The organism is Micromonospora sp. NPDC049301 (genome assembly GCF_040678715.1).
Lineage (GTDB): Bacteria > Actinomycetota > Actinomycetes > Mycobacteriales > Micromonosporaceae > Micromonospora.
Genome location: NZ_JBFAQO010000003.1, coordinates 94,112 through 111,376 on the forward strand (window position 1 = coordinate 94,112; position 17,265 = coordinate 111,376).

A 17,265-nucleotide genomic window follows, 5' to 3' on the forward strand; every position below is an offset into this window, starting at 1 on the left:
GAGCGCACGTGATCGGACCGACGCGGCCGGGGTGACGTCGGGCACACCGGGCCGGTTGGCCTGTGTCCCACCGGCGTCAGGTTTCGCGACTTCGCAGGTCGGGCAGTGTGAAGGCCACGAAACGTCCGGGGTGCCCGCGCCGTTGGTCCTGCGCCCCGACCGTCTCGCCGTGCGCCGGGGCGCGGTGCCCTTCCCCGGCTGCTGGCCGACAAGAGGGGAGGGGTGATGAGCGACCCTGACGAGGCCCGACGTCGACGGCGACCACGGGTACGCGCGGTGGCGGCAGCCGCCGCGCTGACGCTGGTGGCGCCCATGGCCGCCTGCGGTTCCGGTGACGCTGGTGGTCCACCGACGATCAACCTGTACTACCCGCCCGAGCAGAACCTGCAGAAGGTCGTCGACGACTGCAACGCGCAGGCCCAGGGACGGTACGAGATCGCCTACCGGGTGCTGCCCCGGCAGGCCGACGACCAGCGGGTGCAGATGGTGCGCCGGCTGGCCGCCGAGGACACCGGGATGGACCTGCTCGGCCTGGACGTCACCTGGACCCAGGAGTTCGCCAGCGCCGACTGGATCCGCGAGTGGACCGGTCAGGACAAGGCCGAGGTCGAGCAGGGCACCCTCGCCGGGCCGCTGGACACCGCCCGCTACGAGGGCAAGCTGTACGCGGCGCCGAAGAACACCAACGTCCAGCTGCTCTGGTACCGCAAGGACCTGGTGCCGCAGCCGCCCACCACCTGGGACCAGATGATCAGCGCGGCCCAGCAGCTCAGAGACCAGGGCAAGCCGCACCAGGTGCTCACCATGGGCGCCCAGTACGAGGGCCTGGTCGTCCTCTACAACACCCTGGCCGAGAGCGCCGGCGGAAAGATCCTCAACGACGACGGCACGCAGGCCGTGATGGACGCCGGCACGGTCAAGGCGCTGGAGCAGTTGCAGCGCTTCGCCACGTCGGGCGTGACCTCGCCGTCGTTCACCAACGCCACCGAGGACCCGGTGCGGCTGGAGTTCCAGTCCGGCGCCGGCGCGTTCCAGGTGAACTGGCCGTTCGTCTATCCCGCGTTGCAGGAGGCGAACCCGGAGCTGGCCAAGCAGGTCGGCTGGGCCCGGATCCCGGGCATCGACGAGAACACCCCCAGCAAGGTCACCATCGGCGGGGTGAACCTGGCGGTCAGCTCGTACTCCAAGCACCCGGAGCTGTCCTTCGAGGCGGCCCGGTGCCTCCGCGACGCCGAGCACCAGAAGTTCTCCGCCATCAACGACGGCGTCCCACCCACCATCGAGGCCGTCTACGACGAGCCGGAGATGACCGAGGCGTACCCGATGAAGGACACCATCCTGGAGGAGCTGAAGGACCCGGCGACCCGCCCGCTGACCCCGGCCTACCAGAGCATCTCCACCGTGATGTCGGCGATCCTGTCGCCGCCGTCGGCGATCCGTCCACAGCAGACCGCGGACGAGCTGCGCGGTGCCATCGCCGACGCCCTCCAGTCCAAGGGGGTGCTCCCGTGAGCGAGCGCAACGAGCGAACCAGCAAGCACCGTAGGGAGGTGACGGCATGAGCATCAACGCGACCCCAACCGGGGCGGACGTGACCGCCGAGGAAACCACCCGCTCCACCGGCCGGCACGCCGCCGTCCCCACCCAGCGCGGCGGCCGTCGCAGGCCGCCGCTGAGCGAGAACAAGAAGGCCGAACGCAAGCTCGGCTGGCTGCTCTGCGCGCCCGCCGCGCTCGTCATGGTCGCGGTGACCGCGTACCCGATCATCTATTCGGTCTGGTTGTCACTCCAGCGTTTCGACCTGCGCTTCCCCGACGAGCGCCAGTTCATCGGGCTGGAGAACTACGTCACCGTGCTCAGCAACGAGTTCTGGTGGACCGCGTTCGGGGTGACCATGCTGATCACGGTGGTCACCGTGGCCATCGAGCTGGTCCTCGGCATGGGGCTCGCGCTGATCATGCACCGCACGCTGGTCGGGCGGGGCATCGTGCGGACCGCGGCGCTGATCCCGTACGGCATCGTCACCGTCGTCGCCGCCTTCTCCTGGCGGTACGCCTGGACGCCCGGCACGGGTTACCTGGCCGACCTGTTCAGCGACGGCGCGCCGCTCACCGAACGGGCCAGCTCGCTGGCGATCATCATGCTCGCCGAGATCTGGAAGACCACCCCGTTCATGGCGCTGCTGCTGATGGCCGGGCTGGCGTTGGTCCCGGAGGACCTGCTCAAGGCCGCCTCCACCGACGGCGCGACCGGATGGCAGCGGTTCACCAAGGTCATGCTGCCGGTGATGAAGCCGGCAATCCTGGTCGCGTTGCTGTTCCGCACCCTGGACGCGTTCCGGGTCTTCGACAACATCTTCGTGCTGACCGCCGGCGGCAACGAGACCTCGTCGGTGTCGATGCTCGCCTACAACAACCTGATCCGGGGCCTCAACCTCGGCATCGGGTCGACGATGTCGGTGCTGATCTTCATCACTGTGGCGATCATCGCCTTCATCTTCGTGAAGCTGTTCGGCACCGCTGCCCCGGGCAGCGACGACGGGGAGAGGCGCTGACATGGCCACCGGTACCGAAACCACCACCAGGGCCCGCGTGCGCTGGGGTCTCCTGGACGTCCTCGTGGTCGTCTTCGCGCTGGTCCCGGTGCTGTGGATCGCGTCGCTGTCGTTCAAGACGCCGGGCACCCTCACCGACGGGAACTTCATCCCCCGGGAATGGACGCTGGACAACTACCGGACGATCTTCGACACCGACCAGTTCGTCCGGGCGCTGATCAACTCGATCGGCATCGCGTTGATCGCCACGCTGGTCGCGGTGGTGCTCGGCGCGATGGCCGCGTACGCGATCAGCCGGCTGGACTTCCCCGGCAAGGGGCTGCTGGTCGGCGTCTCCCTGCTGATCGCGATGTTCCCGCAGGTGTCGCTGGTGTCGCCGTTGTTCGAGATCGAGCGTCAGCTCGGCCTCTTCGACACCTGGCCGGGCCTGATCCTGCCGTACATCACCTTCGCGCTGCCGCTGGCGATCTACACGCTGTCGGCGTTCTTCAAGCAGATCCCGTGGGACCTGGAGAAGGCGGCGAAGATGGACGGCGCCACCCAGGGCCAGGCGTTCCGGCGGGTCATCGCCCCGCTGGCCGCGCCCGGTCTGTTCACCACGGCGATCCTGGTCTTCATCTTCTGCTGGAACGACTTCCTGTTCGCCATCACACTGACCTCCACCGAGCGGGCCCGTACGGTGCCGGTCGCCCTGTCGTTCTTCACCGGCGAGTCGCAGTTCGAGGATCCCACCGGGGCGATCTGCGCCGCCGCCGTGGTGATCACCATTCCGATCATTCTGTTCGTCCTCTTCTTCCAGCGCCGCATCGTGTCCGGCCTGACCTCCGGCGCAGTCAAGGGATAGGTGAGTAGTCGTGGCTGACATCGTGCTCGACAAGGTGAGCAAGAAGTTCCCGGACGGGACCGTCGCGGTGCAGGACGTCGACCTGGAGATCGCCGACGGCGAGTTCGTGATCCTGGTCGGCCCCTCGGGCTGCGGCAAGTCCACCACTCTCAACATGATCGCGGGGCTGGAGGACATCAGCTCCGGCGAGCTGCGCATCGGCGGCCAGCGGGTCAACGACAAGGCCCCCCGGGACCGGGACATCGCCATGGTGTTCCAGTCGTACGCGCTGTACCCGAACATGACCGTGCGGGAGAACATGGCGTTCCCGCTGCGGCTGGCGAAGCTGGACAAGGAGACCATCAACCAGAAGGTCGACGAGGCCGCGAAGGTGCTGGAGCTGACCTCGCTGCTCGACCGTAGGCCGGCGAACCTCTCCGGCGGGCAGCGCCAGCGGGTGGCGATGGGCCGGGCGATCGTCCGGCAGCCGAAGGCGTTCCTGATGGACGAGCCGCTGTCCAACCTGGACGCGAAGCTGCGGGTGCAGATGCGCACCGTGGTGTCCCGCCTGCAGAAGCAGCTCGGCACCACCACCGTCTACGTCACCCACGACCAGACCGAGGCGATGACCCTCGGCGACCGCGTGGTGATCATGCGCGGCGGCGCGGTGCAGCAGGTCGGCCCGCCGCAGGAGCTGTACGACCACCCGCGCAACCTCTTCGTGGCCGGCTTCATCGGCTCGCCGTCGATGAACTTCCTGCACGCCGCCGTGCAGGACGGCAGCCTGCGGACCGCGCTGGGCGACGTGCCGCTCGGCGACCGGGTCCGCCGCGAGCTGGAGGCGGCCGACGCGCCCCGCGAGCTGATCCTCGGCATCCGCCCCGAGCACTTCGAGGACGCCGAGCTCGTCGACGAGGACACCCGACGCCGCGGCCTGGAGTTCGAGGCGCCGGTGGAGATCGTCGAGTCGATGGGCTCGGACAAGTACGTCTACTTCACCGTCGAGGGGGAGCGGGCCAGCGCCGCCGAGTTGGAGGAGCTGGCGGCCGACGCCGGCGCCGCCGACTTCACCGGCGCCGGCGGCAACCTGGTCACCCGGCTGTCCGCCGAGTCCCCGGTGGCCGAGGGGCAGTCGCGCCGGGTCTGGTTCAACCTGGAGAAGATCCACCTGTTCGACCCGACCAACGGCCGCAATCTCACCCTGCACGAGGGCCGGGCGGCCGGCGCACTCGCCGACTGACGGCGTCCATCATGGTGGGGCCGGCGGGTTCGCCCGCCGGCCCCGTCGTGTCCTGCGCGGTGCGTGCGGCCGTGGCAAGGTGGTCGCAGGTCGCGTCGTGAAGCGGGGTACAGGGATGAACCGACGACTGGCCGCGCTGGCCCACGCGCACGGCGTGTCCACCTGGTACGAGGACTGGCGGCACCGCCGCGTCGAGGTCGCGCCGGAGACCGTCGTCGGCGTACTGGGGCTGCTCGGCGTCGACGCCACCAGCCCGGCGGCCGTCGCCGACGCGCTCGCCGCCGCCCGCGCGGTGGACCGGGCCGCCCTACCGGCAACGGTGGTGCTCACGCACGGCACCGGTCGGGCGCTGCCCGGCCCGGGCGCGGTGAAGCTGGAGGACGGTGGCCGCCGCGCGGTCAACGGTGAGCTGCCGGCCGATCTGCCGCTGGGCTGGCACCGGCTCACCTGCGCGGGCCGGGAGACCACGCTGGTGGTGGTGCCCCGCCGGCTGCCCGTGCCGCCGCGCACCTGGGGCTGGATGCTCCAGCTCTACGCGCTCACCTCGGAACGCTCCTGGGGCATGGGCGACCTCGGTGACCTCGCCGAGTTCACCGGCTGGGCCGGTGCCACCGGCGCGGGCCTGGTGCTCCTCAACCCGCTGCACGCGGTCGGGCCGTCGCACCCGGTGGCGGCATCGCCGTACTCGCCGGCCAGCCGGCGCTTCGTCAACCCGCTCTACCTGCGGGTCAGTGACACCGCCGCGTACCGGGCGGCGGATCCGGCGACCCGGGCGGTGGTCGACGCGCTGCGCCCCGACCGCGGCGACCTGATCGACTATGACGAGGTGTGGGCCGCCAAGCGGCACGCCCTGGAGCTGCTGCGCCCGTACGCCGACCCGGTGGACCTGGCCGCGGACCCGGAGCTGACCACGTTCGCCACCTGGTGCGCGCTGGCCGAGCGGCACGGCAACGACTGGCGGGCCTGGCCGGCGGAGCTGCACCACCCGGACGCCCCTGCGGTCGCCGAGCAGCGCCGCCAGCTCGCCGACCGGGTGGCGTTCCACGCCTGGCTGCAACATCTCTGCGACGAGCAGCTCGACGCCGTCACGGCGGCGGCCCGGGCGGCCGGGATGCCGGTCGGCGTGGTGCACGACCTGGCCGTCGGCATCGACCCGGGCGGCGCGGACGGCTGGCAGCTCGCCGACGTGCTGGCCCAGGGCGTGCGCGTCGGCGCGCCACCGGACGACTTCAACCAGCTCGGGCAGGACTGGGGCCTCGCCGCGTGGCGGCCGGACCGGCTCGCCGACACCGGGTACGCGGCCTACCGGGACATGCTGCGACGGACCCTGCGGCACGCGGGTGGGCTGCGGGTCGACCACGTCGCCGGGCTGTGGCGGCTGTGGTGGGTGCCGCCGGGCGCCGGCGCCGCCGAGGGCACCTACGTCCGCTACGACGCCGAGGCGATGCTCGGCATCCTCGCGCTGGAGGCGCACCGGGCCGGAGCGGTCGTGGTCGGTGAGGACCTGGGCACGGTCCAGCCGGCGGTCACTCGGGGGTTGCGTGGGCGCAACATGCTCGGCTCGACCGTGCTGTGGTTCGCCCGTGACGACGACGGTGGTTTCGTCCCGCCGGCGCGCTGGCCACGCAACGCGCTGGCCACGATCTCCACCCACGACCTGCCGACCGCGCCCGGTTTCCTGACCGGGGAGCACGTCCGGGTCCGCGACGAGTTGAAGTTGCTCAGCACCGACGTGGCGGTGGAGCGGGCCAGGGCCGTCGCGGAGCGGGAGCGGCTGCTGGCGATGCTGCGCGCCGAGGGGCTGCTGCCCGACGTGGACGACGGCGCCGGGCCGGATGATGGCGAGGTGGTGGTGGCGATGCACGCCGCGCTCGCGGCCAGCCCGGCCCGGCTGCTCGGTGTCTCCCTCTACGACGTGCTGGGCGAGGTGCGCCAGCCGAACATGCCGGGCACGGTGGACGAGTATCCGAACTGGCGGCTGCCCCTGCCGGCGACCGTGGCGGAGATCCGTGCGGATCCCCGGGTGGCCCGGATCGTCGAGCTGCTCACCACGGCCCGCCCGCTACCGGCGCGCCCGCCCGGGGCCTGACGCCGGGGTACGCGCCGGTCAGACCGGCCAGTCGAAGCGGGGCGGCAGCCCGAGATAGTCGGCGTACCGACCCAGGGCCTGCTCCACCTGGGCCCGTTCGCCGGCGTCCAGTGGTGTCAGCGGCTGGATCGTCACCGTGACCGCGGTCCGGCCGAGGCGTCGTTTCCACAGGCCCACCACCCGGCCGGCGCGGACCACGGTGGCCTGGAAGATGCCGTTGTTGCCCGGCACGACGGCCGCCTGGTGCGCGGGGTCGAGCATCAGCGCCCGGTCCCGGTAGCCGAGCAGGTACTCGTCGAAGCCGGGCAGCACCAGCACGTCGTCGGTCGGGGTGCGGGGCGCGTCGAGCAGCGCCGCGTCGACGTGCATCGGCTCGCCCTCGACCTGCACGATGCTCAGCGCGTCGCCCGCTGCGGCCAGCCCGCGGCGCGCGTCGGTGAGGGTGAGGCCGGTCCAGCCGGCGAACTCGCGGGCGGTGACCGGCCCGTGCCCGCGCACGTACCGGTGGGCGAGCAGGGCCAGCGCCTCCTCCCGGTCCAGCCGGCGGGGCCTGGGCGCCCACTCGTCGAGCAGCGCGAAGGTCTGCTCGGTGCCGACGTTCGGCGCCAGGCAGGTCACCCCGCGCACGCTGGCGTACCAGAGCAGGTGGTAACCGCGCTGGCTGTCGGTGTCCAGGCCGGCGGCGCGCAGGGTGGCCAGGCACTGTGCCCGGGTGAGCCGCCCGCCCCCGGCCAGCGCGGCGCCGAGCACGTCCACCGCGCGGTCCGCGTCGGCGTCGGTGAGCCCGAGCTGCGCCCGACGGGTCGCCGCGCCGGCCAGCGACCGGACGCCGGTCACCTCCAGCATCCAGCGCGCGTCGGCGGGCGGGACGAGATGCACGGTGCCGCGCATGGGCCACGTGCGCAGCGCCTCGCACCGCTCCAACGCCGCCTGCACGTCGGCCACGGTGCGCCCGGGCAGCCGTACGCCCAGCGACCACAGCCCGCTGGCGAGGTCCTGCGCCTGCATCGCGCCGAACCACTCGACGACCTCCGCGACGCCGCCGGGTCGGACGCTCGGGTGCGGGCGCAGCAGCAAGCTGGTCATCCGCAGCGCCAGCGCGTCGGCGGCGCTGAGGTCGGCAGGCATCGGGTGGGCTCCTTCCGGTTGCCGGGCCGCCAGCCTAGGACCACCCACCGACGCTGGGGCCGGCATGACATCCCGTGCGCCCGCAGCCGGTGCCCGGAAGGTCGCGGCTGGGGGCTTAACGGCCGTCGCAGTGGGAAGGCGGCCGGCCGGAAGTGCGCGCGCTGCGCGTGCGGAAGGGAGTGTCATGACTGCCGCAAGCGAACCGGCCCGAGCTGCCGGGTCCCGGACCCATCGTGCGGGCACCGGCGCGAAGACCAGCGCGGCCGCGACCTTCGCCCTGGTCTTCGGGGTGTCCGGTCTGATCAGCGTGTTGACCGCGATCCTGGCCTGGGTCGGCCTGGTGCTCGGGATCATCGGGATCATTCTGGGCATCGTCGGGCTGAAGATGGCCGGGCGACCCGGGGTGACCGGCCGGGGCGTGGCTATCGGCGGCCTGGTGCTGAGCATCCTGGCGGTGCTGATCGGCCTGGGGCTTGCCGCGGGCATCACCACCTTCATCAACAACGAGGGCGCGGTGGACCGCCTCCAGCAGCAGGTCGACGACCTGCGCGACAAGCTCGACTGACACCGGTGGCGCGCTGGGCACGTCCGCCTCGGCGGGCGGGCAAGGCCTTGGCGGGCACGGCGCGGGCGGGCACGGCGCGGGCGGACGGACGGACGCCCTCGCGGGCGCGACGTCCCTCGCTGTGGGCGAGACAGCACCGCGGCCCCGTCACATTGCGTGACCCGAGGCACACTTCCGAGCACTGTCTTATCTCCCTTTGCTCTGCTTACGCGGGCGCAACAGTTACTCAGGGTTCGGCCATGCCGGGCATCTTCGCGCGAAGCTGCGGCGTAGTCCCTGCTCAGCGCGGTGTTGCGTCCGAGTAAGCAGAGCAAAGGACGCGATTCATGGTGCTGCAGCCGCGTCCAGACGTCACGCAGGGTTACACGTCGTCTTCGGTCGTAAGAGGGGCGTCCGTTCACGCAGCGTGGACCCTGCGGCGGGCGGTGGCGCAACGGCCGGACCCCGTGCGGTCGGCGGGACACTTCCGGCGGACGCGGCCGGAGATCACAGTAGGGTGGGCGACGTGCTCCGCCAGGTCACCGCGATCCGCTATGTCACCCCGCTGCGCGAGGGTGGCTCGCTGCCCGGCGTGGTGGAGGCCGACGACCTCGGCACGTACGTGGCGAAGTTCCGAGGCGCCGGGCAGGGGCCCAAGGCGCTGGTCGCCGAGGTGATCTGCGGTGAGCTGGCCCGCCGGCTGGAGCTGCGGGTGCCGCCGCTGGTGGTGCTCGACATCGACCCGGTGATCGGGCGGGCCGAGCCCGACCAGGAGGTGCAGGAGCTGCTGCGCAACAGCGGCGGCGCCAACCTGGGCATGGACTTCCTGCCGGGGGCGCTGGGCTTCGACCCGGTCGCGCATCCCGTGGACCCGGTGCTGGCCTCCCGGGTGCTCTGGTTCGACGCGTACGTGGAGAACGTGGACCGGAGCTGGCGCAACCCGAACCTGCTGGTCTGGCACCGGGAACTGTGGCTCATCGACCACGGCGCCTGCCTGTACTTCCACCACAACTGGCCCCGGGCCGCCGCCGCGGTGCACCGGGCCTACCGGGCCGAGGACCACGTCCTGGCGCCGTACGCCTCGCGGCTGGCCGAGGCCGACGCCGAGCTGGCGCCACGGATCACCCCGGAGCTGCTCACCGAGGTGCTGGCGCTGGTGCCGGAGGAGTGGCTCACCGCCGCCGACTTCGACTCGGCCGACGCGGCGCGGGAGGCGTACGTGGCGCACCTGTCCGCCCGGGTCGCCCGCACCGCCGACTGGCTGCCGCAGGGGAGCGCGGCATGAGGCAACCCTTCGAGTACGCCGTCATCCGGCTGGTACCCCGCATCGAGCGTGGCGAGCAGATCAACGTCGGGGTGCTGCTCTACTGCCAGCAGCGCGACTTCCTGGCCGCGCGGACGCACCTGGACGCCGACCGGGTCCGCGCGCTGGCACCCGACCTCGACCTGCCGGCGGTGGCCGCGGTGCTGGGCTCCTGGGACCGGACCTGTGCCGGTGACGGGCCGGCGACCCGGATGCGGCTCGGCGAGCGGTTCCACTGGCTGGCCGCGCCGCGCAGCACGATGATCCAGACCGGCCCCGTGCACACCGGGCTGACCGCCGACCCGGCGGCGGAGCTGGAGCGGCTGATGGCGGCGCTGGTCCTCTGAGTGAGGCCGGTGCCGGCGAATGACCCCTGACCGCGCTACGCCAGCCACGTTGCCGGCGGAGCGCGATCCCCCGTTCAGGCGCCCCGGCGTGGGGCGACGGATGGCTCCCATCGACGCCGGTGACAACAGGATCGCGGTCCGTGGCGGCCGGGTGACTGTGACGCCCGTCAATTTGCGGAAAATTTGAGCCCGCGGCCAGCCGGTCGGCGCGGGGCAGCGCGCGCCGACTGCCGTTTGACGGCGCGGGCAGGGGGTAGTCGCCGGAGCTGACTCAGACGAGAAGGGGAACATCTGATGGCTGCCCAGACCAAGGTAGCGGTGATCTACTACAGCGCCACCGGCATCACGTACCAGTTGGCGCAGGCCGTGTGCGAGGCCGCCGGGGACGCCGGCGCCGACGTCCGCCTGCGAAAGGTGCGCGAGCTGGCGCCCGACGAAGCTATCCGCTCCAACTCCGGTTGGCAGGCGCACCAGCTGGAGACCCAGGAGGTGCCGGAGGCGATGGTCGACGACCTGGCCTGGGCCGACGTGGTGATCCTCGGCGCGCCCACCCGGTACGGCATGATCGCCGCCCAGCTGAAGCAGTTCATCGACACCACCGGTCCGCTCTGGGCCCAGGGCACGCTGGTCAACAAGGTCTACGCCGCCTTCACCTCGACGGCGACGGCGCACGGTGGTCACGAGACCACCCTGACCTCCCTCTTCAACGTCTTCTACCACTGGGGTGGCATCGTGGTCGCCCCCGGCTACACCGACACGAGTCAGTTCATCGCCGGCAACCCGTACGGCGCCTCCCACACCAGCAACAACGGCGAGATCGCCCCGGACAGCGTGGCGCTCGGCGCCGCCGCCCTCACGGCCCGGCGGGCGGTGCAGATCGGCACCGCGCTGAAGATGGGCCTCGGAGGCTGAGTCGATTGGCGACCGGTGGCCGGGCGGGGGCTCTCGGTCCCGTCCGACCACCGGTCGATCCAGCCGTACCCTCGCGCGCGCCGACTATGCCCGTCCGCCCGCCGCGGACAGCTCGTCCGGGTGCGGCGCGGGCAGCAGGTCGCCCAGCAGCTCGGTCAGCACGGCGATCCCGTCCGGGCTGAGCACCGACTCGGGATGGAACTGCACCCCGGCGAAGCCGCGTCCGCGCAGGGCGTGCACGGCGCCGTCGTGCACGTCCCGGGCCAGCTCCACTGGCCCGTACGCGGTGTCCAACCGGTCGGCGCCCGCGCCAGCGGTGAACGTGGAGTAGAAGCCCACCCGGCGGGCGCGCCCGAACAGCGGCACCTCCCGTTGCAGCCCCTGGTAGGGCGCCTCCCGGCGGTGCAGCGGCAACCCCAGCAGCCCGGCCAGCACCTGATGGCCGAGGCACACCGCAAGGGTCGGCCGGCCGCTCGTCAGCAGCCCGGTCAGCAGCCCGCGCAGCGCCACCATCTTCGGCTCGTCCGGGCTGCGCGGGTCGCCCGGTCCGGGCCCGGCCACCACCAGGTCGTAGGAGTCGAGTGGGCCGCCGGCGTGCCACGGCCGTAGCGTGACCGCGAGCCCCAACGCGCCCAGCTGGTGGGCCAGCATCCCGGTGAAGGTGTCCTCGGCGTCCACGATCAGCGCCCGGCGGCCGACCAGCCCGGGCAGACCCGGCGCGTCCGGCGAACGCTGGTCCAGCCAGAACCGTGCCAGCGGCGCGTTCCGCGCGGCCAGCGCGTCGCGTACCGCCGGGTCGTCGGCCAGCCGCGCGACCGGCCCGCGGCCGCCGACGGGCGCCGCCGGGCCCAGACCGAGCGCGGCCAGCACCCCGGCCGCCTTGGCGTGCGTCTCGGCCACCTCGCCGGCCGCCGTCGAGTGTCGGACCAGGGTGGCGCCCACCGGCACCCGCAGCCGGCCGGTGGGGGAGATCTCGGCGGTACGGATCAGGATCGGCGCGTCCAGCGTCTGCCGACCCGCCTCGTCGTTGCCGAGCAGGGCCAGCACGCCCGCGTAGTAGCCCCGGCCGACGCGTTCGTGGCGGGCGATCACCCGGCACGCGTTCTCCATTGGGCTGCCGGTGACGGTGGGGGCGAACATCGTCTCGCGCAGCACCTCCCGCACGTCGCGGGTGCCCCGCCCGGCGAGCAGGTACTCGGTGTGCGCCAGGTGGGACATCTCCTTGAGGTACGGGCCGATCACCTGGCCGCCGTGCTCGGCGACGGTCGCCATCATCTTCAGTTCCTCGTCGAGCACCATGTACAGCTCCTCGACCTCCTTGGGATCGGCGAGGAAACGCAGCAGCGCGGCCCGGTCCGGCGTGCCGGCGGCGGGCCGGAAGGTGCCGCTGATCGGGTTCATCATCACCAGCCCGTCGTCGACGCTGACGTGCCGCTCCGGGCTGGCGCCGACCAGGGTCCGGGTGCCGGTGTGCACCACGAACGTCCAGTACGCGCCGCGCTCGGCGACCAGCAGTCGGCGCAGCGCGGCCAGCGCGGCCACCAGCGGCGGGCCCTGCACGGTGGCGTGCAGGGTGCGGTGGATGACGAAGTTCGCGCCCTCGCCGCGGCCGATCTCCTCGGCCAGCACCCGCTGCACGGTGCGCGCGTACTCCTCGTCGGTGACGTCGAACGCGGCGTCGGCGGCGCGTACCGGCTCGTCGGGCAGTGCGGCCAGCGCGTCCGCGAGGGGGATCCGGTGGTGCTCGCGGATCAGGAGGCACTCCAGCGGGGCGCCGTCGTCGACGCAGGCGAAGCCGCGCTCGGTGATCTGCCGGTAGGGCACGACGGCCAACGTCCGGGCACCGGGTGGACCGGACGGCAGCGGGATGTCCGCCAGCCGGCCCACGGCGTCGACCGGGCCGGTGAACAGCTCCAGGTCGTCGGCGCCCTCGCGGCGCAGCAGCGCGAAGGGCCCGGGGTCGGCGCCCCGGGAAATGGTGGCGAGCAGGTCGGTCAGGTGGGTCATCGGAGTCTCCGTCGGGCCGGGCACCGCCGGTGGGGCGGCCATCGGGGCCGGGAGATCCGGCGGCCGCCTCGATGGCGGCCGCGTGGATGGAGCTACGCGCGGTGAGTGGCCGCCGGGTCGGCGGGCCACCAGCAGGTCAGGTGCGCGAGCATGCGGTCCACCCTACGCGCCCGCCGCCCGGCCGGGTACCCGATCCGGCCTACCGGTGCGCCGGGCCCGACCAGCGTTCTGGCACGCCCGGCACCGGGTAACTTGACCGGCGATGAACATTCTCGCGCTCGACCTGGGCACCTCCTCGGTCCGTGGGCTGGTGCTGGACGGGGACACGCAGCCGCTGCCCGGCGCCCTGGCCCGGCGGAAGGTCAACCTCGCCCTCGGCGACGACGGCACCGGCACCCTCTCCGGCCCGGCGTACCTCGCCTGCTTGATCGAGTGCCTCGACGAGTTGGCCGAGGCGGGGCACCTGCACGAGATCGACCTGGTGGCCGTCTCGGCGCAGTGGCACTCGGTGCTGCCGCTGGACCGCGACGGCACCCCACTCGGCCCGGTGATCACCTGGCTGGACACCCGGCCGGTGGCGCCGCCCGGGGCGACCGGGCCGGCCGACCCGGACGACTTCCACCAGCGCACCGGCTGCTGGTGGCACCGTTCCTACTGGTCGGTGCGGCTGCCCTGGCTGCGCGAGATGTCCGGCACCCCGATCACCCGGTTCGTCGGCCTGCCCGAGTACGTGCTGGGCGAGCTGCTCGAGGCGGCGCCCATGTCAATCTCCCAGGCCTCCGGCACGGGTCTGCTGGACCTGGGCAGCCTGCGCTGGGACGAGGAGGCGCTGGCGCTGGCCGGTACGCGACCGCAGGAGCTGCCCCGCCTGGGCGAGCTGCAGTGGCACGGTCGGCTGCGGCCCGACCGCGCCCGCCGGTGGCCGCAACTGGCCGAGGCCCGCTGGTCACCGCCGGTGGGTGACGGCGCGGCCTCGAACGTCGGCTCGGGCTGTGTCGACCCGAGCCGGGCGGCGGTCACCGTCGGCACCTCCGCGGCCGTCCGACTGATGCAGCGGGTCCCGGCCGGTGAGCCGCTGCCCCGGCTGCCCGAACGGCTGTGGCGCTACCGGGTCGACCACGATCACGTGGTGACCGGTGCGGCGTACTCCAGCGGTGGCAGCCTGTTCGCCTGGGCGGACCGGGAGTTGCGGCTGCCCCGGGGCGCGGAGCTGGACGCCGCGCTGGCGCTGGTGCCGGCGGGCGGCGGACGCCCGGCCGATCCCCGCTTCGGCGGCGACCGGGCGCCGGGACTGGCCCCGGCGGGCACCGGCGAGGTGCGCGGGCTCAGCTTCGGCACCACGTCGGTGGACATCCTGGCCGGGCTGATGCAGGGGTTGTGCGAGCTCGTCGCCGAGGACCTGACGGTGCTGGAGTCCACAGTTGACCGATCGGTCGAGGTGGTGCTGGGCGGTGGCGCGGTGGCCGCGTCGGTGTGGTGGCGGCAGGCGTTCGCCTACGCGCTCGCGCCGCGATCCGTGTCGCACCAACGCAACCCAGAGATCGGCGCCACGGGCGCGGCGTTGGTGGCGCTGGGCCGCTTCGGTGACGCGGTGGAGCTCGCCGACATCGGCCGGACGGACGAGCTGGTCTTACCGACCACGACAGCACGCTCCGACCCGCAGTATCCTTCCTAAACTTCCTCCCCGTTTGGGCCGTTGACAGCGCTCCCGAGCCTGGTTGGATGGACTGCGCTCCCCGGACCGCGGTGGACGCGGCAGGACGGAGGAGGCAGGGTGGCGGTAGGTCCCGACCCGGCGAAGGGCGCGGTGTCGAACCATCGCCGGCGTCGCTTCGACGTCCGGGTTGTTCCGCACCGGCGCCGCTCTCCGTTCCGGCTGCGGGACTGGCGGATGAGCACCAAGCTGGCCACGGTGCTGGTGGTGCCGTCGGTGGCGTTCCTGGTGCTCGCCGGCGTGCAGACCAGTGCGCTGGTGGGGCAGACCACGGCGTTGAACGACTTCGCCCGGCAGGTCGGCATCGGTCGGCAGATCACGGCGGTCGTGCACCAGCTCCAGCAGGAGCGGGACCGCTCGGCGGGGGAGCTGGGCGAGCTGCGCCGGGGTGGTGACCGGGAGCTCGCGTCCACCGCCCTGAAGCCGTTGCAGGCGTCCACCGACCGGGCCGTGGTGGACCTGCGCCGGGCGGCCGAGCCGCTGGCCGACGCCGACGCGTCCTGGCGGGTCGCCTTCTCCGAGGCGCTGGAGGCGTACGACCAGGTGGTCGACATCCGGCCGGCGATCCCGCCCGCGGTGGTCAGCAGCGACACGATCCTGAGCAACTACCACCGCGCCATCGACACGCTGCTCGACCTGCTCGCCGAGCCGACGCCGGGCCAGGACCGGCCGGCGCTGAGCGACGGGGTGCTGCGCTACGTGCAGCTGGCCCGGGTCAAGGAGCTCTCCTCCCGGGTCCGCGCCCAGCTCTACGCCGCCGCCCGCGCCGGTCAGTACGGCACAGAGGACCGGGTGCTCCTCGCGGACCTGCGTGCCCAGCAGTTGACCGCGCTCGGCGCGTTCCGGGTGGCCGCGACCACCGACCAGATCCGCCGGTACGACGAGAGCTCGGTGGATCCGATGTTCCTGGTCGCCACGCAGCTGGAGGAGCGCAGTCTGCCGGCCGGCGACGCGGCGCCCGAGGTGCTGCCCGCGGAGCAGTGGTGGATGGCCAGTCAGCAGCGCCAGGAGCTGCTGCGCCAGGTCGAGGCGGGTGTGCTCGACGACGCGGTCCGGCAGGCCGACGACGCGAGCAGCGGCCAGTTGAGGACGACGCTGCTGGTGGTCGGCGGGGTCGTCGCGGTGCTGCTGGTCGCCCTGCTGATCTCGCTGCTCGTCGGGCGGTCGGTGGCCCGGTCGATGCGGTTGCTGCGCAGCCAGGCGCTGCGGATCGCGCAGGTTGAGCTGCCGGATGCGCTGGACCGGCTGCGGACGGTCACCGGCGGGGTGCCGGGCATCGAGGTCGCGCCAGCGGTGGTCCGTTCGCTCGACGAGATCGGTGAGCTGGCGGAGGCGTTCGTCGCGGTGCACCGCAGCGCGGTCACCGTCGCCGTCGAGCAGGCGATGATGCGGCGCAACGTCAACGCGATGTTCGTCAACCTGGCCCGGCGTAGCCAGGTGCTGGTGGAGCGTCAGTTGGAGCTGCTCGACGACCTGGAGCGCGAGGAGAGCGACCCGGACCAGCTGGAGAACCTGTTCAAGCTCGATCACCTGGCCGCGCGGATGCGCCGTAACGACGAGAGTCTGCTGGTGCTGGCCGGCACGGACTCCACCCGCCGGTGGAACCGCCCGGTCGGCCTCGGCCCGGTGCTGCTGGCGGCGGCCGCCGAGATCGAGCAGTATCAGCGGGTCCGCATCGAGTCGGTGGGCGACGTGCACGTGGTGGGGCATGCCGTTGGTGAGCTGGTGCACATGCTGGCCGAGTTGCTGGAGAACGCCACCGCGTTCTCCCGCCCGGACACCGTCGTGGTGGTGACCGCCCGGGTCGAGGCCGCGGGGGCGTTGATCGAGATCGCGGACCGTGGCCTGGGCATGAGCCCGGCCGCCCTGACCGAGGCGAACGGGGTGCTGGCCAGCCCGCCGGCTGCGGACGTCGCGACGGTCGAGCGGATGGGCCTCTTCGTGGTCAGCCACCTGGCCGCCCGCCTCGGCGTGCGGGTGCGGTTGGACGGCGGCCAGGATGGTCTGGTCGCCCGGCTCGCGCTGCCCGCCGCGTTGCTGGCCCCGGGGGGCTCGGTGGAGCTGGATCCGCCGGCGTCGGCCCGGATGCTGGCGGCGGGTGCCGCGCGGGGCGTGGGCGCGCAGCGGATGCCCGGGGCCGCCCGTGCTGCGGGCGTGTCCGGGCCGGCTGTCGCGCCGCTGGACCTGCCGGTCGCGGGGCGCCCGCCGGGGGCGGCCGTGCCGCGTCAGGGCCGCCCGGTGCCGGTCCGGGCCGAGGACGTGCTCGCCCCGGCCGCGTCGGGTACCGGCGGCGGCTGGTGGTCCGGGCAGGGCCCGGCCCAGCCGGCGGGGCCGGTGTCGGTCGTGCCGCCGGCTACCCCGGTGACCGCCGGTACGAACGAGCGGGGCCTGCCGATGCGGGTGCCGATGGCGCAGCTCTCCGCGGTCACCCGCCCGGCCCGGCCGGAGTCGGCCCCGGCGCGTGACGACCTGGACCCGGAGGCGGTCAGTGGCATGCTTTCCCGGCTCTACAGCGGGGTACGGCGTGCTGAGGCCGAGGACACCACCGAGATACCCGTGCCACCGTCCGGGGGGCACGATGAAGGGGGACGACGACAGTGACGA

The 17,265-nt window shown here is 73.0% G+C and carries 13 protein-coding genes; 11 read left to right on the top strand and 2 right to left on the bottom strand.

Going from position 1 to position 17,265, the window contains the following annotated elements:
- Window positions 1–225 precede the first annotated feature (225 nt).
- The 5 genes from AB0K07_RS10400 to malQ all read left to right on the top strand — a co-directional run bounded on the left by AB0K07_RS10400 (window position 226) and on the right by malQ (window position 6,706).
- Complete coding sequence (locus AB0K07_RS10400; protein WP_363753051.1) at window positions 226–1,512, top strand: ABC transporter substrate-binding protein; 1,287 nt, start codon at window positions 226–228, stop codon at window positions 1,510–1,512.
- Between the two features lie 46 nt (window positions 1,513–1,558).
- A complete protein-coding gene (locus AB0K07_RS10405) occupies window positions 1,559–2,554 on the top strand; it encodes a sugar ABC transporter permease (RefSeq protein WP_363753054.1) in 996 nt (331 codons plus the stop codon).
- A 1-nt stretch (window position 2,555) separates the two neighbouring features.
- Window positions 2,556–3,398 carry a carbohydrate ABC transporter permease gene (locus tag AB0K07_RS10410; protein ID WP_363753057.1) on the top strand — a complete coding sequence of 281 codons (843 nt, stop codon included), beginning with the start codon at window positions 2,556–2,558 and terminating at the stop codon, window positions 3,396–3,398.
- A gap of 10 nt (window positions 3,399–3,408) precedes the next feature.
- Window positions 3,409–4,617, top strand: coding sequence for a sn-glycerol-3-phosphate ABC transporter ATP-binding protein UgpC (ugpC, locus tag AB0K07_RS10415; protein ID WP_363753060.1), 1,209 nt, complete (start codon window positions 3,409–3,411; stop codon window positions 4,615–4,617).
- A 115-nt stretch (window positions 4,618–4,732) separates the two neighbouring features.
- Window positions 4,733–6,706: a 4-alpha-glucanotransferase gene (gene malQ, locus AB0K07_RS10420; protein WP_363753063.1), complete on the top strand. Its 1,974-nt coding sequence runs from the start codon at window positions 4,733–4,735 to the stop codon at window positions 6,704–6,706.
- 18 nt (window positions 6,707–6,724) lie between these two features.
- On the opposite strand, the gene AB0K07_RS10425 is transcribed toward malQ, so the two are convergent.
- On the bottom strand, window positions 6,725–7,834 hold the full coding sequence (locus AB0K07_RS10425; protein WP_363753065.1) for a winged helix DNA-binding domain-containing protein: 1,110 nt from the start codon (window positions 7,832–7,834) through the stop codon (window positions 6,725–6,727).
- Window positions 7,835–8,018: 184 nt separating this feature from the next.
- Here AB0K07_RS10425 and AB0K07_RS10430 point away from each other — a divergent pair, with 184 nt between their 5' ends.
- From AB0K07_RS10430 to wrbA, 4 genes are all read left to right on the top strand, one after another.
- Window positions 8,019–8,399 carry a hypothetical protein gene (locus tag AB0K07_RS10430; protein ID WP_363753068.1) on the top strand — a complete coding sequence of 127 codons (381 nt, stop codon included), beginning with the start codon at window positions 8,019–8,021 and terminating at the stop codon, window positions 8,397–8,399.
- A gap of 505 nt (window positions 8,400–8,904) precedes the next feature.
- Entirely contained in the window at window positions 8,905–9,663 is a 759-nt protein-coding gene (locus tag AB0K07_RS10435) for a HipA family kinase (protein WP_363753071.1), read from the top strand.
- Entirely contained in the window at window positions 9,660–10,028 is a 369-nt protein-coding gene (locus AB0K07_RS10440) for a DUF3037 domain-containing protein (RefSeq protein ID WP_363753074.1), read from the top strand. The genes AB0K07_RS10435 and AB0K07_RS10440 overlap by 4 nt, the downstream gene beginning before the upstream one ends.
- Window positions 10,029–10,322: 294 nt before the next feature.
- A complete protein-coding gene (gene wrbA / locus AB0K07_RS10445) occupies window positions 10,323–10,940 on the top strand; it encodes an NAD(P)H:quinone oxidoreductase (RefSeq protein WP_363753077.1) in 618 nt (205 codons plus the stop codon).
- 84 nt (window positions 10,941–11,024) lie between these two features.
- Here wrbA and AB0K07_RS10450 read toward each other — a convergent pair whose 3' ends face one another.
- On the bottom strand, window positions 11,025–12,947 hold the full coding sequence (locus AB0K07_RS10450) for an anthranilate synthase family protein (protein WP_363753080.1): 1,923 nt from the start codon (window positions 12,945–12,947) through the stop codon (window positions 11,025–11,027).
- Between the two features lie 262 nt (window positions 12,948–13,209).
- On the opposite strand from AB0K07_RS10450, the gene AB0K07_RS10455 reads away from it, so the two are divergent.
- Window positions 13,210–14,622: an FGGY family carbohydrate kinase gene (locus tag AB0K07_RS10455; protein WP_363753083.1), complete on the top strand. Its 1,413-nt coding sequence runs from the start codon at window positions 13,210–13,212 to the stop codon at window positions 14,620–14,622.
- Window positions 14,623–14,721: 99 nt separating this feature from the next.
- Entirely contained in the window at window positions 14,722–17,262 is a 2,541-nt protein-coding gene (locus tag AB0K07_RS10460; protein WP_363753090.1) for a nitrate- and nitrite sensing domain-containing protein, read from the top strand.
- The last annotated feature ends 3 nt before the right edge of the window (window positions 17,263–17,265 follow it).